Annotated in this window: 23 protein-coding genes; 11 read left to right on the top strand and 12 right to left on the bottom strand. The window is 41.9% G+C overall.

The window, feature by feature from the left end; translation table 11 throughout:
• The first annotated feature begins 1 nt into the window (after position 1).
• From pstA to HZA77_06455, 4 genes are all read left to right on the top strand, one after another.
• A complete protein-coding gene (pstA, locus tag HZA77_06470) occupies positions 2-850 on the top strand; it encodes a phosphate ABC transporter permease PstA (GenBank protein MBI5375061.1) in 849 nt (282 codons plus the stop codon).
• On the top strand, positions 832-1,590 hold the full coding sequence (gene pstB / locus HZA77_06465) for a phosphate ABC transporter ATP-binding protein (GenBank protein ID MBI5375060.1): 759 nt from the start codon (positions 832-834) through the stop codon (positions 1,588-1,590). Before pstA ends, pstB begins: the two co-directional genes overlap by 19 nt.
• 13 nt (positions 1,591-1,603) lie before the next feature.
• Positions 1,604-2,269 carry a phosphate signaling complex protein PhoU gene (phoU, locus tag HZA77_06460; GenBank protein ID MBI5375059.1) on the top strand — a complete coding sequence of 222 codons (666 nt, stop codon included), beginning with the start codon at positions 1,604-1,606 and terminating at the stop codon, positions 2,267-2,269.
• A gap of 193 nt (positions 2,270-2,462) precedes the next feature.
• Positions 2,463-3,323 carry an N-carbamoylputrescine amidase gene (locus HZA77_06455; GenBank protein MBI5375058.1) on the top strand — a complete coding sequence of 287 codons (861 nt, stop codon included), beginning with the start codon at positions 2,463-2,465 and terminating at the stop codon, positions 3,321-3,323.
• 23 nt (positions 3,324-3,346) lie between these two features.
• Here the strand turns inward: HZA77_06455 and HZA77_06450 are convergent, their stop codons facing one another.
• From HZA77_06450 to HZA77_06440, 3 genes are read right to left on the bottom strand one after another with little or no spacing between them, the layout of a single operon-like run.
• Positions 3,347-3,721, bottom strand: a complete 375-nt coding sequence (locus HZA77_06450; protein ID MBI5375057.1) for a hypothetical protein — start codon at positions 3,719-3,721, stop codon at positions 3,347-3,349.
• Positions 3,714-4,385: an MtnX-like HAD-IB family phosphatase gene (locus HZA77_06445; GenBank protein MBI5375056.1), complete on the bottom strand. Its 672-nt coding sequence runs from the start codon at positions 4,383-4,385 to the stop codon at positions 3,714-3,716. Before HZA77_06445 ends, HZA77_06450 begins: the two co-directional genes overlap by 8 nt.
• Complete coding sequence (locus HZA77_06440; GenBank protein ID MBI5375055.1) at positions 4,364-4,729, bottom strand: helix-hairpin-helix domain-containing protein; 366 nt, start codon at positions 4,727-4,729, stop codon at positions 4,364-4,366. Before HZA77_06440 ends, HZA77_06445 begins: the two co-directional genes overlap by 22 nt.
• 155 nt (positions 4,730-4,884) lie before the next feature.
• Between HZA77_06440 and HZA77_06435 the strand changes: the two genes are divergently transcribed.
• The gene (locus tag HZA77_06435; protein ID MBI5375054.1) at positions 4,885-5,151 is read left to right on the top strand and encodes a hypothetical protein; all 267 of its coding nucleotides are present in this window, start codon (positions 4,885-4,887) and stop codon (positions 5,149-5,151) included.
• Between the two features lie 16 nt (positions 5,152-5,167).
• Here the strand turns inward: HZA77_06435 and secF are convergent, their stop codons facing one another.
• The 8 genes from secF to HZA77_06395 all read right to left on the bottom strand — a co-directional run bounded on the left by secF (position 5,168) and on the right by HZA77_06395 (position 12,173).
• Entirely contained in the window at positions 5,168-6,211 is a 1,044-nt protein-coding gene (secF, locus tag HZA77_06430; protein MBI5375053.1) for a protein translocase subunit SecF, read from the bottom strand.
• A gap of 21 nt (positions 6,212-6,232) precedes the next feature.
• Positions 6,233-7,783 carry a protein translocase subunit SecD gene (gene secD, locus HZA77_06425; GenBank protein MBI5375052.1) on the bottom strand — a complete coding sequence of 517 codons (1,551 nt, stop codon included), beginning with the start codon at positions 7,781-7,783 and terminating at the stop codon, positions 6,233-6,235.
• A 74-nt stretch (positions 7,784-7,857) separates the two neighbouring features.
• Positions 7,858-8,202, bottom strand: coding sequence for a preprotein translocase subunit YajC (gene yajC, locus HZA77_06420; protein MBI5375051.1), 345 nt, complete (start codon positions 8,200-8,202; stop codon positions 7,858-7,860).
• Between the two features lies 1 nt (position 8,203).
• A complete protein-coding gene (tgt, locus tag HZA77_06415) occupies positions 8,204-9,319 on the bottom strand; it encodes a tRNA guanosine(34) transglycosylase Tgt (protein ID MBI5375050.1) in 1,116 nt (371 codons plus the stop codon).
• Positions 9,300-10,358: a tRNA preQ1(34) S-adenosylmethionine ribosyltransferase-isomerase QueA gene (gene queA, locus HZA77_06410; GenBank protein MBI5375049.1), complete on the bottom strand. Its 1,059-nt coding sequence runs from the start codon at positions 10,356-10,358 to the stop codon at positions 9,300-9,302. The genes tgt and queA overlap by 20 nt, the downstream gene beginning before the upstream one ends.
• 86 nt (positions 10,359-10,444) lie before the next feature.
• The gene (locus HZA77_06405; protein ID MBI5375048.1) at positions 10,445-10,672 is read right to left on the bottom strand and encodes a DUF2905 domain-containing protein; all 228 of its coding nucleotides are present in this window, start codon (positions 10,670-10,672) and stop codon (positions 10,445-10,447) included.
• Positions 10,672-11,271, bottom strand: a complete 600-nt coding sequence (locus HZA77_06400; GenBank protein MBI5375047.1) for an epoxyqueuosine reductase QueH — start codon at positions 11,269-11,271, stop codon at positions 10,672-10,674. Before HZA77_06400 ends, HZA77_06405 begins: the two co-directional genes overlap by 1 nt.
• On the bottom strand, positions 11,268-12,173 hold the full coding sequence (locus tag HZA77_06395; protein ID MBI5375046.1) for a radical SAM protein: 906 nt from the start codon (positions 12,171-12,173) through the stop codon (positions 11,268-11,270). The genes HZA77_06400 and HZA77_06395 overlap by 4 nt, the downstream gene beginning before the upstream one ends.
• Before the next feature lie 151 nt (positions 12,174-12,324).
• Here HZA77_06395 and HZA77_06390 point away from each other — a divergent pair, with 151 nt between their 5' ends.
• Positions 12,325-13,911 (top strand): amino acid permease, encoded by a 1,587-nt coding sequence (locus HZA77_06390; protein MBI5375045.1) that lies wholly within the window; start codon positions 12,325-12,327, stop codon positions 13,909-13,911.
• Between the two features lie 40 nt (positions 13,912-13,951).
• On the opposite strand, the gene HZA77_06385 is transcribed toward HZA77_06390, so the two are convergent.
• Positions 13,952-15,193 carry an anion transporter gene (locus tag HZA77_06385; protein MBI5375044.1) on the bottom strand — a complete coding sequence of 414 codons (1,242 nt, stop codon included), beginning with the start codon at positions 15,191-15,193 and terminating at the stop codon, positions 13,952-13,954.
• Positions 15,194-15,472: 279 nt separating this feature from the next.
• Between HZA77_06385 and HZA77_06380 the strand changes: the two genes are divergently transcribed.
• From HZA77_06380 to HZA77_06360, 5 genes are all read left to right on the top strand, one after another.
• Complete coding sequence (locus HZA77_06380) at positions 15,473-15,874, top strand: hypothetical protein (protein MBI5375043.1); 402 nt, start codon at positions 15,473-15,475, stop codon at positions 15,872-15,874.
• A 79-nt stretch (positions 15,875-15,953) separates the two neighbouring features.
• Positions 15,954-16,151 (top strand): hypothetical protein, encoded by a 198-nt coding sequence (locus HZA77_06375; protein MBI5375042.1) that lies wholly within the window; start codon positions 15,954-15,956, stop codon positions 16,149-16,151.
• A 236-nt stretch (positions 16,152-16,387) separates the two neighbouring features.
• Positions 16,388-18,802 carry a GAF domain-containing protein gene (locus HZA77_06370; protein MBI5375041.1) on the top strand — a complete coding sequence of 805 codons (2,415 nt, stop codon included), beginning with the start codon at positions 16,388-16,390 and terminating at the stop codon, positions 18,800-18,802.
• Between the two features lie 48 nt (positions 18,803-18,850).
• Complete coding sequence (locus HZA77_06365; protein ID MBI5375040.1) at positions 18,851-19,591, top strand: NAD-dependent deacylase; 741 nt, start codon at positions 18,851-18,853, stop codon at positions 19,589-19,591.
• A 5-nt stretch (positions 19,592-19,596) separates the two neighbouring features.
• Positions 19,597-20,337 carry a class I SAM-dependent methyltransferase gene (locus HZA77_06360; protein ID MBI5375039.1) on the top strand — a complete coding sequence of 247 codons (741 nt, stop codon included), beginning with the start codon at positions 19,597-19,599 and terminating at the stop codon, positions 20,335-20,337.
• Positions 20,338-20,381 lie beyond the last annotated feature (44 nt).

Below are 20,381 nucleotides of genomic sequence, written 5' to 3'. Positions count from 1 at the left end.
AATGAATGACGCAAAACCAACTATAAGAATATTAAAAGATCATATCTTCAAGAGTTTCATAATAGCACTTTCTCTTGTCGCGATATTACCGCTGCTTTTCATACTTTTTTATATAATCAGAAACGGGATTTCATTCATAAGCTGGCAGTTCATCACGAATCTGCCCCGTCCTGTCGGAGAAACCGGCGGAGGGATTTCAAATGCAATCATCGGGACATTTATCCTTATATCAATTGCCTGTATTTTATCCATTCCGTTTGGAATACTTACCGGAATATATCTTGCTGAGAACAAAAAAGGAAAGTTCTCATATTTTATAAGTTTATCCGTAGATGCACTGCAGGGGATTCCTTCTATTGTAATTGGCATACTGGCATATATCTGGATCGTAAAACCTATCGGGCGTTTTTCTGCATTATCAGGAGGAGTTGCGCTCGGAATAATGATGCTTCCTGTAATAGTAAAAACAACAGAAGAGACTCTTATTTTAATCCCTGACTCATTAAAGGAAGCATCACTTGCACTCGGCGTTCCCTATTACAAGACAATACTCAAAATAATCCTCCCTTCGGGGTTAAGCGGGATAACGACAGGCATACTGCTTTCTGTTTCAAGAATCGCAGGAGAGACTGCACCTCTTCTTTTTACAGCTTTTGGGAATCCATTTATGAGTTGTAATATATTTCAACCAATACATTCTCTTCCCCTTTTAATATTCACTTATGCGATAAGCCCCTATGAAGAATGGCATGCACTTGCATGGGGCGCCTCGCTGATACTTATAGGCATAGTTCTCACGCTGAACATAATCTCAAAAATAGTGATAAAAAAATGGAAAGTACAGTTTTAAGGACAGAAAATTTCAACGCCTACTTCGGGGATTCTCACATTGTAAAAAATGTTAATCTCTCAATCCCAAAAAATAAAGTCACTGCAATCATGGGGCCATCCGGATGCGGCAAAACAACATTAATCCGCTGCATAAACCGTATGCATGAACTATTTCCCAATGCCGCAGTGTCCGGAAAAATATATCTTTACGATGAAGACATCTATGAAATGAATCCCATAATCCTCAGAAGAAAGATAGGAATGGTATTTCAGCGTCCCAACCCATTCCCTACCATGAGCATCTATGACAATGTGATTGCAGGTTACAAATTAAACGGTTTTAAATCTTCAAGAAGGGAACTTGACATCATTGTAGAAGAGTCTCTCAAAAAAGCAGCTCTCTGGGCTGAAGTTAAGGACAACATCCACAGGAAGGGGACATTCTTGTCAGGAGGACAGCAGCAGAGGCTTTGTATAGCAAGGGCGCTTGCCATGAATCCTGAAGCCATTCTTCTTGATGAGCCGACATCAGCGCTCGACCCAAAAGCCACTCTCCACATAGAAGAACTTATTGTCGAACTTAAGAAGAGTGTAACTATCATAATGGTCACACACAATATCGCGCAGGCAGCAAGGGTTTCTGATTTCACTGCTTTCATGTATCTTGGGGAGCTTATCGAGTTTGGCACTTCAGAAAAAGTATTCACTGTTCCTACGGACAAGCGCACAGAGGAATATCTTACCGGGAAATTCGGATAAAGGAGACATATAAATGCTTGAAGAAAAAATCTCATCATTGAAAAAAGAAATCATCGAGTATGGAAGCCTTGCTGAGAAGATGATTGAAAAGAGTATTAAGGGAATATTAAAAAGAGATAATAACATTCTGACTGAAGTAATCGAAAATGATGAGCCCAAGGCAAACAGGCTCGAAATTGAAATAGATGAGCATTGCACGACCTGTATTGCCCAGTATGAACCCAAAGCAAGAAATCTCAGGACTATTTTGATGATTTTGAAGATTAGCAATGATCTTGAAAGGATTGCTGACCATGCTGTGAACATAGCAGAAAGCGGACTATTTCTTGTAGAAAATCTTCCTGTAAAACCCCTGATAGATATCCCCCGCATGGCAGACCTTACAACAACTATGCTGAAAGACAGCATAACTTCACTTATAAATGAAGACAGCTTATTGGCACGGGATATTTGTGAAAGGGATAACACTGTTGACGCATTGAAAGATCAGATATTAAGGGAACTCATTACCTTCATGAGCTCAGACTCAAGCACCATTGCGCGCGCCATGCAATTGATCAGGATTTCATCGAACCTTGAGCGTATTGCAGACCTTTCCACAAATATTGGCGAGGACGTCATATTCATGGTTGAAGGGAAGAACATAAAGCACCATCAGCAGGACGGTCCAGCCAGATAAATTTATCTACCCGGTATGTAGGCATTTACGCTACGGCAGTCTGCACAGGAGCACCTGCTGTTTAGTGCAGAGTGCAGGCTGACGCAGCGTTGACATTCTTTATCACTCTTCAATTTCTTTCATCTTTAAATTGCCTTAGCAGACCCCATGCTGTAAAATTAAAATAAAAATTTTAATACATGGGGATTTACAGATGCTGAAAGTTGCCGGAATACAGTTTGCATGTTCAAAAGACAAAGAGAAGAACACGGAGCTTGCGCTTTCCCTTGCAGAGATGGCAGTAGGCAAAGAGGCGCAGATATTGTGTTTCCAGGAACTCTTCAATCTTCGATGGTTCCCAAGCGACACGATATCCGCAGAAGCCTTCGCATTTGCCGAGACTGCTGAAGGGAAAACTGTTTCCTTGATGAAAGACTTCGCAAAGAAGAACAAGGTCGTAGTAGTATGCCCTTTTTTTGAAAAAGCAAATGACGGCGTATATTATAACTCCGCCGCTGTTATAGATGCCGACGGCATGCTGCTTGGTCTTTACCGGAAGACGCATATACCTGAGATACCCTACTGGCATGAGAAACATTTCTTCAAGCCAGGCAACCTCGGCTTCCCTGTGTTCAAGACATGCTATGCGAAAATAGGAATACAGATCTGCTGGGACATATTCTTCCCAGAGGTCTCAAGGATACTCGCATATAAAGGAGCGCAGATAATATTTGCGCCTACCGCATCTGATGCTGTTCCTTCAATGCCAAAATGGGAAAAAACATTAGCTGCAAATGCGATCACCAATGGAGTCTTCATGTTCCGCGTAAACCGCGTAGGCAAAGAGGAATTTCACGAGTTCTACGGCAACAGCTTCTGCCTGAACCCTGACGGAGAAATAATCTGCGGGCCAAGCGGAATGAACGACGGCATACTTGTGGCTGAAACCGACCTTACTCAAATCTCGGAAACAAGGCGCATCTGGCCCTTCCTGCGTGACCGGAGAGAAGAGATATACGGAGAGCTTACCGGCTTCAGCTGGATAAATAATTCCGATATGCCCGAAGAGGAATAAGCTGCATAGCGGAATTTGTAAGTTTAAAACGTCTCGAATGAAGAAACCTTTATTGCCCGCGATTTTTCAATTATTCTGCCTGTTATGGTAACAGCTTTATTATGATAATTCTCTGACTCGATAAGTTCCTTTGACTTGCCATCCCTGACAATAGTAAAAAGTCTTTCATCTACAGCCCTCAAAACATGCTGATGCCCGTTTGCAGCGCAAAATGCCCTTGCCTCATCAGTCTGGTCAAAAAAACAGTTAAGGCATATGAGAGTGCCGGACATTGTCACATCCCCCTTTTCATCAGGCGGAGTGTCGTTATATACCCAGCGTTTTACTGAAATTGGTCCATTGCACGAAGCTGCAAGAAATAAAATGATTACACAGGTCAACGCAATTTTTTTATTCATATAAAATCTCCTTCAGCGTATTTTTTATATCTTCAAAACTTTTAAATTCCCTATGTATAATATTATTGTCACGGCAGTAATTAGCAAGATAACCTTTAGCGAACAGGTAATCTGATACCGTGGCAGGACATCTGTCAGAAGCCCCGTCTCCAATATAAACCGTTATAAAACCATCATTTTTTTTCTTTAATACAGGCTCAATCTTACAGAATCCGCATGGGTTGTTTTTTTTCGGACAAAGTTTAGCCGCTGTATTGTTAAACTGTAAAACCCATGTTTCACCGTCAAATTCAAGATGGTTTGTATGGATGCTGATATCTGTAATCCCATATTTCCCAAGTATTCTCTTTATATAATAATCCAGCCCGTCGCTTACAATCTCAATCTCTATGCTGTTTGACCTGCAAAATTCATAGAAGATTACGAAACTCTCATCTATCTTCACATTGTCTATAAACCTGTCAAACTCGGATTTTTTTAAATCTATCTTCCCAAGCATTGTCCTGTAAGCTTCTTCCGTACTAAGCTCCCCGTCTATCCATTTTTTATCGATTTCCTGCCAGTTAAAGTCCGCATATTTTTCAAGCAAGAGATAGCATACATCCTTCTCGCTAATTGTCCCGTCAAAATCGCTGAAAACTGCTATTTTTTTCCTGACTTCCATATCCCTGTAAATTTCCTTATTGTCTCCATCCTCTTATCCCCTATTCCTTTTACTGATTTAAGCTCTGTAATGCTCGTAAAACCATTCCTCCTGGAACGTTCCACGATGATTCGCGCTGCATAAACTTCTCCTATGCCGGGGATAAGCTCAAGTTCTGACGGCTTTGCCTCATTTATATTAATAAGTCTATATGGTCCTTCATTCAGAAACTCATCTTTTGCTTTATCTAAAATCCCGGAAGGTCTTTCCCTAAGCTCAGTTGCATGCCGTGCTAAAACAGATAAAAGAACTAATACGGAAAGAAAGATAAGAGCAAACACCTTTTTCTTCTCACAAGCAGTCACTAGCTCCTCCTGTTAAAAACTGATTAAAATTTTAATCGACTTTCCCGCACCATGCAACCACTAATCCCATCCAAAAAATTACATTTGAAACTTTCATAAAAAAGATTCTTTCGAAAAACTTGACAGCGGAAATGCCGGAGGGTTATAAGAATTTCATGGATAAAAAATTGAAGATGAGAGTTTTTTCATGCATTGAAACAGTGCTTGGAGTTCATGAGCTTTTTGAAAACACGGCATTCAACAATGAGCTTATGAATGAAATAAAATCAGCAAAGGATAAACTTCTTAATCTATCCAGCTTCGAAGTAAACGAAGAACAGGTAACAAATATAGAAATCGCCACCAACCATCTGCTCGGGATGATTTCAAACATCGCAGAAGAAAAAAAAATCAACAAGATTTACGGTGGAGTTCTCCACTAAATCTGATATCAGGCTTTTACTTCTTCTTATTCTTTTTGCTGCTGCCGGCTATTCTGTCCCATATCACCAGTGTCGAGCTTGCAACATAAATTGATGAATATGTACCGGTAACTATACCTACCAGAAGCGCAAAAGAAAAATCATTGATAACAGGTCCGCCATAAATATAGAGCGCTACTATGGTAAGAAGAGTTAGTCCTGAGGTCAATATGGTCCTGCTCAGTGTCTCATTTATTGAGCGGTTGATAAGCTCACCAAGAGGAATATCCTTCCTCTTATTCAGGTTCTCTCTTATCCTGTCATAAACAACTATCGTGTCATTCATAGAATAACCAATGATGGTCAGTATGGCCGCCAATGTTGTGAGTGAGAATTCTCTTCCTGTAAGTGATAAGGCTCCAACCGCGACAATAACATCATGGATAAGCGCAATTATGGAGCCGAACGCCTGCCTCAGATCAAACCAGATACATGCTGCAAGAGTAGCGACAAGAGAAATAATACATAATGTTGTTACAGGAATCCAGTTTACCGTAGAAAGAAACCATGTAACAAGAGCGACCGATATAATTGGGATAGTTATACGGTTCTGGAAACGATAGGAAATATAAATAATCATCCCAATTATTGAAAACAGTAAAGCAGTCTGGGCTTTCAATCTTAGGTCAGCGCCTGTCGCAGGGCCTACCATTTCAACACGTTCTATTCTAAAAGAGCCTTTGCCGAACTTATCATTGAGCGCGGACTTTATCCTGTCACTTATCTTTCCGGACTCGCTTAGTTCAGTCTTAATCAGAACGTTCCCTTCTCCTGACTGCTGAATACCACTGGTGGCTAAACCTACTGCACTTATAGCATCTCTTACATCATTAATACTTGCATTATTGTTGTTAAAATGGACTTCAACAAGAGTTCCTCCCGCAAAGTCTATGCCTGGGTTAAGTCCCTTGTGATACACGAGAGAAGATATGCTTATAATTACTGTCACAATTGAGATTCCAATCCAGAGATTTATCCGGCCTACAAAATTTATATTTATATTAGGTTTAAATATTTCCATTTGTCTCTTCCCAGCTCCTCTCTAAATGCTCAAAGATTTTACTTTACCGCTCGTTATCCTCAGATCAAATATGATCCTGGAAACAAACACAGCGGTAAACATGCTTATCAGCAGACCAATGCTTAGCGTAACGGCAAACCCTTTGACCGGGCCTGTACCAAACTGAAACATTACAAGTGCCGCAATAAGTGTTGTCACATTGGAATCAACGATGGTAGACATTGCTCTTGAAAAACCCATATCAACGGCTGAGCGCACTGTCCTTCCAAGCCTCAACTCCTCCCTTATCCTTTCATATATAAGGACATTGGCATCCACAGCCATACCGAGGGTAAGGGCAATACCAGCTATACCAGGAAGAGTAAGAGTGAAGCCGAAGTATGCCATAGCACCTACAAGTAAAATTCCATTCAAAAGGAGAGCAAAGTTTGCAACAAGACCTGACCATTTGTAATACACAGCCATGAAAATAACTATGAGGATAAATCCGACTATTGATGCCGTAACACCTGCCTTGATCGAGTCAGCTCCGAGCGAAGGACCTACGGTCCTTTCCTCGAGGTATTCAAGCTCCGCCGGAAGAGCGCCTGCCCTCAATATGACGACGAGATCCTGCGCTTCCTGAGCTGAGAAGTTGCCTGTTATCTGTCCCCTGTCCGTTATTTTGGATTTAATGACTGGCGCTGATTGAACTTTTCCGTCAAGGACTATGGCAAGCTGTTTGCCGATATTACTCTCTGTTATCTTTCCAAACATTGTAGCGCCTTCAGGGTTGAACTCGAAACTTACCGCTGAAAGTCCATAATCATCCTGGCTTACGCGTGCATCTTTTAGATAATTCCCGGTGATCTCAGCTTCCTTTTTCACAAGGAGATAACCCCTGAGCCCTTTGGTGTCCGCTGTGCCAACTTCATAAGGGAGAATCTCAAGGTTTTCCGGAAGAGTACCTCCTAATTTCTTAATTATCTCATCAGGTGCTGCTCCTTCTCCCCCGACTATCTTAAACTCCAGCACTCCGCCAGTCTGAATTAGTTTTTTTGCCCTCTCCGGATCATCAAGTCCCGGAAGCTGTATTACTATTTTGTCATTACCTTGTTTCTGTATAACCGGCTCAGAAACACCGAATTTATCAACACGGTTTCGCAGTATCTCAATTGCCTGCTGGACTGTGAGATTCACGTAATTTGTGAGCATATTTTCGCTCATTGAGATTATAAGGGAATTCCCGCTTCCATCTTTAACATCAGTCTCTTTATAATCGCTTGAAAGGAGACCTTTTGCTTTATCCCTGTCCTGCGCCGAAGAGAATTCAAGTGAGAAACTTCTCCCTTCTCCTACCTGTGATGCGTTAACCTTTAGACCCTTTTCAGTCAGACCGCGAAGAATATAATTCTTCATATGCACAGTTTCACTGATTATGGCTTTTTCTGTGTTTACCCCCATTAGCAGATGGACTCCCCCTTGAAGGTCTAGACCAAGCTTTATCTTCTCCTTCAGAGGATAAGCGCCCCAGATAGCTGCAACCATCAGACCTAACACAAACAATATCTTCCACTTCAATGTATTATTCATAAAAGGCAACTCCCTTTAGAACTTAAAAAATCAAATTGCCGAGCTTATAAACATTAATAAAAGCTTATGCAACATTAACTTTTACTTTGACTTTCACTTTCAGCTTTTTCAGTTAATACACTTACTACAGCATTCCTTGCAATTTCAACTTTAACATTGTCTGCTATTTTAACAAGAAGTATGTCATCCTTGGTCTGTATAACCGATCCATATATCCCGCCTTTTGTGAGAATCCGGTCCCCCTTCTGGACATTGTTCAGCATTTCCTGAGCTTTTTTCTGCTCCTTCTGCTGGGGCCTTAAGATGAGAAGGTAGAAAAGACCGAAAATCACGGCCATCATTATAATAAATGCATAACCTGAGCCCCCCTGAGCCTGCCCGCCTCCCTGTGGTGCCATTGCATAAGCTAAACCTAACATATCAGTTCCACCTCCCTTTCATATTCTGTTTAAATTCTGAGAAACTCCCCATTTCAATATGACTTCTTATCTCTTTCATAAGCTCTAAATAAAAATGCAGGTTATGTATCGTGTTAAGCCTCAGGCTCAATGTCTCCCCTGACTGATAAAGATGCCTCAGATATGCCCTTGAATATGTGCGGCATGTAAAGCAACTGCATCCGCTGTCAATCGGGTTTTCATCTCTTGCAAATTTTGCGTTCTTTATAATCATTCTCCCATTCCATGTAAAGAGGGCTCCGTTTCGAGCCTGACGTGTCGGGATTATGCAGTCAAACATGTCTATTCCGGCAGATACCGACTCTATAATGTCATCAGGCATACCCACACCCATCAAATATCTAGGCTTCCATCTGTCCATCATGGGAGCAATTTTATGGACTATATCATACATCATCTCTTTTGGCTCGCCTACGCTTAATCCTCCTATCGCCATTCCGTCAAATCCTATCTCCTCGAGCTGATGCAGACAGTCTTCACGTATATCTGGATAAATCCCTCCCTGTACTATCCCGAAGAGCGCCTGTTTATTACTGGCAAGGGACTGTTTGGAGCGCAGTGCCCATTCAACTGTTTTTTTGACCGAGCTTATGCAATATTCCCTTTCAGCAGGATAAGGGATGCACTCGTCAAAAGCCATCACAATATCAGCCCCAAGCTTCCCCTGTATCTCCATTACTACCTCAGGTGTAAAGAAGAATAGACTCCCATCTATGTGAGAGCGAAACTCTACGCCGTCCTTTTTTATCTTGTTAAGCTTTGCCAGGCTGAATACCTGGAATCCTCCGCTGTCCGTGAGTATCGGCTTCTGCCAGCTCGCAAATCCATGAAGCCCGCCCATCTCTTCTACAATATCAGCACCCGGACGCAAAAAAAGATGGTATGTGTTGCAGAGCATTATCTCCGCTCCAATTTCTTCCAGCTCATGCGAAGTAAGGGTCTTTACAACACCGCGGGTACCTACAGGCATGAAGAATGGAGTTTGGATCTCCCCATGCGGAGTCTTTACGACACCCCGCCTTGCCTCAGTTCCGGTGTCTGTTTTGAGCAATGTGAAATTAAACGATGAACATTGCATCGCCGTAGCTGTAGAACCTGTATCCATTTTGTTTTGCAACCTCATATGCAGATAGAATCCTCTCCCTTCCGCAGAAAGCAGAAACCAGCGCAAGCAGGGTTGTCCGCGGAAGGTGGAAATTAGTTATAATCCCTGATATTGCTTTAAACGCAAATCTCGGTTTTATGAATATGCCTGTGCTTTTGTTTCCGGTTGTAAACTTTCCGAAATTAAGCATCTCGCTTTCAAGCGTTCTTGTTGTTGTAGTGCCGACTGCGATTATACGTTTCCTTTCACTAAGAGCAGTGTTTAGTTCACCTGCTGCTGCTTCTGTTATGCTGTACTCCTCTTCATCCATAACATGCTCGTCTATATTGTCGCAAGAAACGGGTTTGAATGTTCCTGTCCCGACATGAAGGGTAATCTTTACTATCTTTACTCCTTTTTTTTCTAATTCAGTTAACAGCGTCTCAGTAAAATGAAGGCCAGCAGTCGGGGCAGCTATAGAGCCTGAGTGCTCGGCATAAACTGTCTGGTATCTTTTGCTGTCAGAAAGTCCATTGCCTGCGGTGATTCCATTATTACCGGTCCTCTTTATATAAGGCGGAAGCGGCATTGCTCCGTATTCTTCGAAATATTGAAGGGGATCAGTACCATTGGTCGCAAACAAAATCCGTCCCGTTCCCTTCGCTCCTCTGCCTGTCAGCCTGCCTCTGAATCTCCCGCTGCAAAAATCTATCTCCTCACCTTCTCTAATGTTATGGCCTTTCTCGATGATGGCTTCCCATTCATGGCTATTTATTCTCTTTGTTACAAGAAACCTCACACCTCCGCCTGTTGATTTTTTCTGTCCCTCAATACGCGCAGGAAAAACACGGGTATCATTGACAACGAGTACATCACCGGAATTAAAATAACCGGCAATGTCTTTAAACAGGAGATGCCTTATTTCCCCGCTTTCTCTTCCCATGAACATGAGCTTCGACTCATCTCTTTTGAGAGATGGATGCTGGGCAATAAACTCTTTCCCAAGTTCATAGTCGAGGAGATTTATATCCATAAATACCTCACAATAAAGCTTTTTTGCTAACATCAAAGGCTTTTAAAATCAAGGTAATAATAGGAGGGTCATCCCTGACACATACATTATTTTTTGAAGAAAAAACGCAATATCAGGGAGAGGATGATACTTATTATTATGCAGGTAGTTATTGGAAAATAGAAACTGAAGTTCTTCTTTTCTATGCGGATATCTCCCGGCAGTTTGCCAAGGTTTTCAAAAAATGGAAACTTCCCGGAAATAATGAGTACCGCGCCTATGACAGCAAGTATTATTCCCATTATCAGAAGTGTTTTGCCAAGTTCCGGAAGCATTACTTTCCTCCTTGTCCGGATTTCTTTTGTTCTTTCATCTTTAATCTCTCTGCTCTGTCTTCCAGGCTGTAAATGCATCCGCAGTAGTTTTGTCTGTACATTCCCATCTCTTTAGAAGAGCTGACTCCTTTTCTCCACCCTTCTCTGAAATCAGAATAATAAAAATCAACTCCGTGAAGCTCTCCTAAAGACTCGCCTATGCTTTTAACTTTTTGATGGTCCATATATATGCTGTAAAGAAGCGTTGTACTGTAATAATCATACCCTTCCATAGCTGCCTTTTGCGCTGTCATATCAAGCCTTATCATATAACATATCTCACACCGCTTTGCTTTATTCTCACTAATAGCAAAGATGAAATCATTAAAATTATCCCCTGCCTTATTATATTCCAGTTTTATTCCCGCATAGTCCGCATAAATTTTCATTGTCTCAAATCTTCGACGGTATTCAGATTCCGGATATATGTTGGGATTATAAAAATAGCATGTGGTTTTAAACCTTAGATTCAAAAGCTCGAGAGGATAGATTGAGCATGGTCCGCAGCACACATGCAGGAGCAGTTTATCATTTGATTTTCCGGTTGATCTTCCAGTCAATTTTCCAGTCCTCTTACAAGTCCAAAACTTTTGGCTATTTTCAGAGCCTCCTGATATTCATAATAATCCAAAGATTTTGAAATTCTTCCTATATTCTCCGCTTCAAAGCAAGGACGGTACTGTCCCATCACATTGACATATGTTTCAGGTGAAATATTTTTTGCAATGAATTCCAAAATCCTCCTTGTGTCCTGAAGCATGCCGGGCATGACAAGATGCCTGATGAGCAGTCCTCTTTCTGCAATACCGCTCTCATTTATTTGTAATACTCCAACCTGCCTGTGCATTTCAAGGAGCACAGGCTTTAAAATTTCAAAATAGTCTGCAACTCCGCAAAGTTCTTTTGCAATCTTGGGCTCTGCAAACTTCGCATCAGGCATATAGATATCTACAATGCCGTCAAGAAGTCTGATGACATCAAGAGATTCATACCCTCCGCAGTTGTACACTATGGGAAGATTGAGACCACGGGCGGCGGCGATTTCGAGAGCCTCTATTATCTGCGGGACAAAGTGCGTCGGCGTAACAAGGTTTATATTGTGACAACCTTCCTTTTGAAGGTTAAGCATATGCGATGAAAGTACATCTGCTTTAACATCAGTCCCATTATCAAGATGGCTTATGTCGTAGTTCTGGCAGAAAATGCAGTGGAGGTTACAGCAGGTAAAAAAAATCGTCCCGGAGCCATGAATACCTACCAATGGAGGCTCCTCTCCGAAATGTGGTCCAACGCTTGAGATGGTAGCACTAATCGCCGCCCTGCATTTTCCCCTATCTCCTCTTGTCCTGTCAACGCGGCATTTATGCGGACAAAGGGTGCATGACTTAAGCAGTGATTTAAGCATTTCTGCCCTCTCACCAAGTTCACCGGATTCATAGAGTTTCTGGTAGCAGGCGGCCATTATTTTAACCTATATTCAAATACCTTACTTATTATTCTTTACTATAATATAAACAATCTTCAATTATGACAAAGCTAAAAAACTATGGACATACGCTGCAAATGTTGTTTATATTACGCACTCTTTTTATTATTAACCGGAGACATAATAAATGGGCAGTCAGCTTTTTATAAAAAAACCTATTAAGCTACTTCTTGAAGAGATGGCCGGAGAACATCAGCTCAGGCGCATTTTAGGTCCGGTGCAGCTCACAAGTCTTGGCGTAGGGGCGATCATCGGCACCGGAATCTTCGTACTCACCGGAGTTGCAGCCCATGACATTACAGGCCCGGCTCTTATGCTATCCTTCGTTGTATCAGGGCTTGCCTGCATCTTTGCCGCCCTCTGCTACGCCGAGTTTGCCTCGATGGTCCCTGTCGCAGGTTCTGCATACACTTATACATACGCCACAATGGGGGAGTTATTCGCATGGATAATAGGATGGGACCTTGTACTTGAATATGCCGTCGCATCATCCACAGTGGCGCATGGATGGTCTAAGTATTTTCAGGATTTATTAAGCGTATTCGGCCTTAAGCTTCCCCGTTTTATTGCCAATGCCCCATTTGATTATAACCCCCAGACAGGAACTTTTATAGCTACCGGGAACGGGTTTGACTTGCCAGCCATTGTAATCGTTGCCATAATCACCATGGTTCTCATTAAAGGGATCAAAGAAAGCGCAAGCTTCAATGCCGCTATGGTCATTCTTAAAGTTCTCATAGTTTTCTTTGTGATTGGCGTTGGTGCGTTCTACGTTAACCCCGATAACTGGCACCCCTTCGCCCCATTCGGACTTACCGGAATAAGTTTCTTCGGAAAAACAGTTGCCGGTCAGACAGGGAAAGGGGGCGAACCCCTCGGTATGATGGCAGGCGCTGCAATAATATTCTTTGCCTACATAGGATTCGACTCGATATCAACTCACGCCGAGGAAGCGAAAAATCCGAAGCGCGACATTCCGATAAGCATCATATCATCATTAATCCTCTGTACCTTCCTCTACATAGCAGTATCTGCTGTGCTCACTGGAATGGTACGTTACGACGAGATCAACATCAACGCCCCTGTATCAAACGCATTCGGCAAAGTCGGTCTTCCCTGGGCACAGTTTTTAATATCCATAGGTGCAATCACTGGAATCACATCCGTACTTCTTGTAATGATGTTAAGTCAGCCGCGCGTGCTTTTAGCAATGGCACGAGATGGGCTTCTCCCTTCGAAATTTTTTGGTGCTGTGCATAAACGTTTCCGCACCCCGTGGAAATCAACGATACTCACTGGCATATTTGTAGGATTGCTTGCGGCTTTTGTCCCGCTCAGGATTCTGGCCGAGCTCGTAAATATCGGGACACTGCTGGCATTCGTCATCGTCTGCGGTGCCGTGTTGATAATGAGGAAGACAAACCCTGACGCAGAGCGTCCTTTCCGTGCTCCTTTTGTTCCGCTTGTCCCCATACTTGGCATATTAATATGCCTGATGCTGATGTTCTCGCTTCCTGCGGAAAACTGGTTACGTCTTTTTGTATGGCTCGCAATTGGTCTAGTAATTTACTTCTGCTATGGAAGAAAACACAGTGTAATGGCACGTTATCTTGCCTCAGAAATAAGCAAGCATGGCGTCTCTCCGGCAGGCACTCTTCTTCCAACTCATGAAGATAATATCAATGGTAAAAAAAGAACCAAAAAAAGAAAGTAGATTAATATCAATTTGATTAATCAGGCTGACAGAATATCCTCTATACAAGCAAATTCACAATCTTCATCCATAGCAGTGCTGTAATTACAGAAACAATAGTGACAGGAATGCCTGTCCTCGCATGCTCCTTAAATCCGATTTTCACATCATAAATCCTTGCAAGCTCAACTGTTATGATATTGGCGATGCTTCCAATAATCACAAGGTTCCCCGCAAAGGTGCTCTGAAGTGCAAGGAGGTAGAGATTCTGAACATTACTAAGGTCTATGTTCTTCAGAAGAAGCATCACTGCCGGCACATTGCTCACAAGGCTGCTTAGAAGAACAGTGAGAGCAGAGAGGAACTCCGGTTTATTGATGTTTATGCCATGTGACAAAAGAAAAGCCACTGTATCCTGCGGAACGTTAAATTTCACAATCCCTGCTATAACTATGAAAAGCGCGCAAAACAGGGTTATGAGATGCCAGTCAATCAGACCGAGAAGTGAGCGCGTAGATATTTTCCTGCTGCAAAGCAGAATGCCCGCCGCCGCCACAGCAGCGAGCTCTCTTGGTATTGGCGTAAAGAAAAGAATTATGAGTACGGTTATGAGGATCAGAGCCTTTGTTGTCTGTCGGCTGTTGTATTCATTCCATATCTCTCTTGAGTTTTCACTTACAGAGCCGCAGTTGCTTTGCCACTTTCCTTTGTAAATCATCACTATTATGAAATAGGCAGCCACCAGAGATAATGCTGAAGGCGGAAGACACCAGAAAATGAATTTGCCAAAATCAAGATGGCATGCCTGCCCGATAAGCATATTCTGGGGATTACCTATTATCGTCGAGGCAGAGCCTATATTGCTTGCACAGGCAAGCCCGATAAGAAATGGCACAGGGTTTAAAGACCCCCTGATAAGTGACACGCAGAGTATAGGAGTGAAAGCAAGGCAAACAATGTCGTTTGCAAGAAGCGCTGAAAGGATGGCAGATGTCGCCATTAATATCAGAAGAAAGGTCTCAGGCTTCTTCATGTATTTTACAATTGAAAAAGCGATCTTTGTATAAAAACCTGCAAGCCTGAACTGAGCCGATACAACCATCAACGCATATAGAAGAAGCATCGTTGCCGTGTCAACAGACCTTATGGCCTCATCAGTGTCAAGTGCGCCTGTGACTATCATCCCTATGGCACCAAGCACGGCAATGCCTGTTCTGTCTAAGGCAAGTCCCGGAATATTACCTGCGGCGACCCCTGCGTATGTGAGGAGGAATATTATTGTGGAAGCAGTTTTAATATCCATAACAAATGCCCCATTTATCATCTCATTTATTAAACATCAGATTATCTTATCTCAGATTTTTATAATATTGAAAAATAAACAGCATGATAAAATGAAATTTGTTTTATTGCTATTCCTATAAATCCTTGACTTACAAAATACCCGTAGTTTATAAACGAGTTCATATCGCAGTTATTTTGAGCATTCAATATGCTGTTCTATTACAGCACAAAATAATTTTATCATTAGGTTATTACATTAGTTTAGAATCTGAGAATTTTTCTAAGGAGGGTAATTAATATGTCAAGGAAACTGGTGGTAGCCGCAATTGCTGTTGTTTTTATAACCGGAATATGTGGAACCGCAATAGCGGCAGATCAGGTCTCACCGTCAAAGAATACTCCGTCATCCTCGGCGAGTAAACCAACAGCCCCGGCTGAAAACAAATCTTCCGGCAAAAAAGAAGAAAAAACAAAGGCATTGTCGGCAAATGTAAAATCTGTTGATGCAGCGGCAAAAACATTGACGGTTGAAAAGAAAACAAAAAAAGGAATAAAAACAATTGTAATAAATATAAATGAAAAAACCAAATTTCAGAACGCAAAGAGCTTGAGTGAAATTACTGCTGGTAATAAAGTTGAAATAAAATATACTAAGGCCAGCAAAAAGAAAGTTGCATTGGAAATAGTAAAGGGTAAATAATAGAATTTATAGTTGATCTACTTGTGCAATGCGTATGCTGACTAAGAGATAACCTTAAAAAAGGGAGATGTCAAAAACAATGAAACGTATTATTTCAATCGCATTGAGCTTATTATTCGTTGTATCACTTTTTTCATTTACAGCTTGCGGTAAAAAAGAAGAACCAACTAATCCTCCGGCTATGACCGAACAAGCTCCTCAGCAGGGTGAAGAGCAAGGTACACAGGCAGAAGAGGAGGCACCATCAGCTGACGAAGAAGCACCAGCCGAAGAATAAGCAACAGGGTTACTATCATGGGAAGCCTTTAGCAATGGGCTTCCCTTTTTTTATCTTGTTTTCAATCACAGCTTTTCTACTATTTGACAAAGAAGCCCGTCTATCTTAATATCTCTCAATAATAAAGTGATAGAAATGAAGTAACACTCCGGCTGGAGGCAGATATTTTAATCCATCAATATTGCTCTGAGAAATTACCGCGCATCGCGCAGGATACAACGAAAGGCTGACAAATAATGGAAAAATCACCGTCATTAAACGGTGTAATTGAATTTTCTCCCTATGAGGTCGTGTTTAAAGAGAATAACCGCATCCTCTTAATCGGCGATTATCAGGACCAGTGGAAAGAAGACCTTCAAAATCTGGCTGGCGAATACGCCCTTGATATCTACTTTTCCATTAACGCCACTGAAGGGCTGAAACTCGTAGAAGAGCATGGCCCCTTTGCTGTAAACGTCATTCCCTATGCAATGCCCGATATCAGCTCAAAGGAATTTTACTCAATCATAAGAAAAAGATTCAGTGAATCCTACATAGTCATAATTACAGACATAGTGAATGCTGATGAAGCGCGTTCCTTTTTCAAGATAGACAGCTTTGCTGCCTGCATGATCAAGCCCATCAGGATTGAGAATTTCAGCATGATGATAAAAAAACTCATGACCAAATACAATCTTGTAAAGCGTGAGCATCTCACAATAAAGAGGCTTAAAGAAAAAGAGATCGATATGGAGATAATATCGGTAATCACGAAGAATATTGTCTCAAGCCTCAACTTCTCAAAGATAATCCGCATCGTACTTGATGAGATACAGAACAAGCTTCCTGTGGACAAATGCATTTATTTTGCAATCACTCCTGAAAATCTCCTCGTTCACATTGAAAGCAGGGGGATACCAGAGCACCTGCTAAAAAAAATCCCGACAATGAACATAGATGATTATGATGTCCTGAAATACATATGCAGTGAAAAAAAAGAGATATACATCGGGGATCTCAACAATTATCCGGATGAGACCATAAAACGCATAGCAAGTTCTGCGGGAATAAATTCAATAGCCATATTCCCGGTAATACTTGAAGGAAGAGTTGCGGGACTCCTTTCCATATCAACTGAAAACAGGGAAGAAGAACGACGGATCACACCCAGGGTGTTCACCGTGCTTAAGCGCATCACGGAACTCCTTTCAATAAGCCTCTGGAATGCGACCAAATATAAAAACGTGTCAGATTTCAACAGAGAGCTTCTCAATGAACTCAAAAAAACAAGCCAGCTCGGCAACAAGATATGCTCCACTCTCGAGTTGAATGAACTTCTGAAAGTCTCGATTGAGGGAATAAATGAGATTCTCCCCTGCGAGGCACATACATTACTCATAATGGACAGGGAAACCGGAAAATTAAACCTTCGTTTCGGTACCGGCGGAGGCATAAACAAACTCCTCGAATACAAAGACCATGAAGATATAGAAATCGCAGACTTTGTATTAAGCCAGAAGCAGCCTCTTATAAAAAACGGGATGAAGGCAAGCGAAGACGTTCCTGTAAATGTCAACATCAGGGAAGAGTTAATGAAATACTTCCCTCCTGTATCGAATATAATGATAGTTCCAGTCATATCAAAGGGAGAATCAATTGGTCTTATAATCAGCATGGACAAGAAAGACGGAACGGACTTTGATGAGACAGATGCAGAGCACATATCTATCATTGCAAGCCAGATAGGAATAGCAACTGAAAACGCAATTCTTTCACAGGAAAAGACCAGGAACCTTGAACGAACATTCATTAAGCTCGAGCAGACCGAGGCGCAACTCTTTCAATCTGAAAAAATGGCTGCCCTTGGACATCTTGCCGGAGGCGTAGCCCATGAAATAAACAATCCATTGACCGGGATTGTGACAAACCTCGAACATATAAACGAACTTTATCATCTTGATGAAGCGGCTTATGGACAATTCATGGAGCTCTGCTCCGCTTCAGCGGCTAATGCAAACTCTCTGGATGAACTGAAAGCCAAGCTCACAAAGCTTTTCGAATCAGAGAAAAAAAGGACAAGATGGCTTTCAACTGCCGTAAAGGGGGGGCTAAGATGCAAGCATATAGTAGAAAACCTCCTCACATTCTCACGTCAGTCACGCATAGAGGATTATAATTATTTTGACCTCAATGAGTGCATAACCCAGACCATAGAGCTTGTTCACCACCAGTTCGAAGTTAAAGGAGTGACTATAGAAAAGAATATGCCGTCCTCGGAGTTGAATGTTTATGGGAATATGGGGGAAATAAGCCAGGTTTTCCTCAATATGCTGATAAATGCTTTTCAGGCAATTAAAGGAGGAGGCAAGATAACAGTCACGACTAATGAACCTGTAGATGGTTTTGTAGAACTTTTAATATCTGACACAGGTTCAGGAATCAGTGAAGAAATCAGGGACAGGATATTTGATCCATTCTTCACAACCAAGGAAGTTGGAGTAGGCACAGGGCTTGGACTTTCTATCGCCCACGGCATAATCGAGAAACATGGAGGGCTCATCGATTTTAGATCAAACTCCGGCAAAGGAACTACATTCAGCATAAAACTCCCAACAGACGAAAACGGGAATAAGGCAAAAAAAGAAACTGACACCGCTTTTAAAGCCGGATGATATAATTGCATATAAGAATTTCCCGCCTTAATTTTTCATATTACGCAAATGGACAAAAAAATAACTGATACCGCGAGAATAATAAAGAACTCAAAAAAAATGTGCGCACTCACAGGCGCAGGAATATCAGCGGAAAGCGGGATAGATCCTTTCCGCGGCAAAAACGGGATATGGAACAGGTATGACCCTGAGGTATATGCACATATAGATTCTTTTATGAGAAATCCCGGGAAAGTATGGGTAATGCTGAAAGAACTATTGGCAGTTATAAACAGTGCAGAGCCGAACTTAGGACACAAAAGCCTCGCAAGGCTTGAAGAGATGGGTTTCTTAAAATCAATCATAACTCAGAATGTCGACGGTCTTCATCAGGCCGGAGGGAGCAAAAAGGTCATAGAATTCCACGGGACCAATGCATTTGTTTTGTGTATGGAATGCAGGGGAAAATATAATTCAAAAGAAATATCCTGCGAAACACTTCCGCCAAAGTGCGCCTGCGGAGGTATATTAAGACCTGACGTAGTATTTTTCGGAGAACAGATACCTCAAAAAGCCCTGTCGGAATCTTTCTCTGAGGCAAGGTCATGCGATGTCATGCTTGTCATCGGGACATCAGCACTTGTAACCCCTGCGGCTGACATACCTGTTGCGGCAAAGGAGAACGGAGCAAAGATAATAGAGATAAATCCTGAAAGAACACCGCTTTCTCTTGAGATTGCGGACATCACAATTGAAGCTTCTGCCGGTGCAGCCCTTCCGGCAATTATCGAAGCAATCGAAAGGACTTGAATCCGTTGGAATACAATGACCGGAAGCCTGATAAGAAAACAGATAAGAAAGAGGAAGATACTTGGAATAATGCATTTGAAAGCGGCTCTTATTCGCTCGCTTCACCTGATAACTATGTTTTAAATTTCGTAAAAACTCTTCCCAATGGAAAAACTGCGCTGGACCTGGGATGCGGACTTGGAAGACACATCCCTGTTCTCAGGAACAAGTTCGGATTAACTATTGGAATCGATATATCAGACAAGGCAATCCTTTCTTCACGGAATATTATTTCCCATTCATCTCCGAATTCTTCTTTTCATTCATCTTCTTATTCTTCGGGGGCATCACTCGTAAAGGGGAATATGCTGACAGTCCCGTTCAGGGACAACACTTTTGATCTTATACTTGCATGGAGAGTGATTCACATCGGGAAGTCTTCAGAATGCAGGCAGACAATCGATGAGCTATACAGGCTCATAAAGCCCGGAGGCAAGCTGCTTGCAAGCATAAGGTCTGTAAAAAACACCTTATGTTATCTCGGAGAAAAGAACGGAGAAAAACTCGAAGAAAGAACATTCAGACTTACCGAAGAAGGGATAGCAGGAGCAGTGTATCATTTCTTTGACGAAAAAGATGTGACCGACTACTTTTCACGCTTTAAGATAAATCTCTTAAAAGAAACTGAACTCGAACATACATCTTATACCGAAAGCGCAACGGAATTTAAGAACATGTTTTTTATAATCGAGGCAGAGAAGAAATGATTGAAAGTGAAACCTCAAGGAACAAATACTAAATTTCAACAAAT

The organism is Candidatus Schekmanbacteria bacterium, assembly GCA_016219965.1.
Classification (GTDB): domain Bacteria; phylum Schekmanbacteria; class GWA2-38-11; order GWA2-38-11; family J061; genus JACRJM01.
The sequence above is the reverse complement of the archived record's forward strand: the minus strand, read 5'-3'. Positions and strand labels throughout refer to the sequence as shown.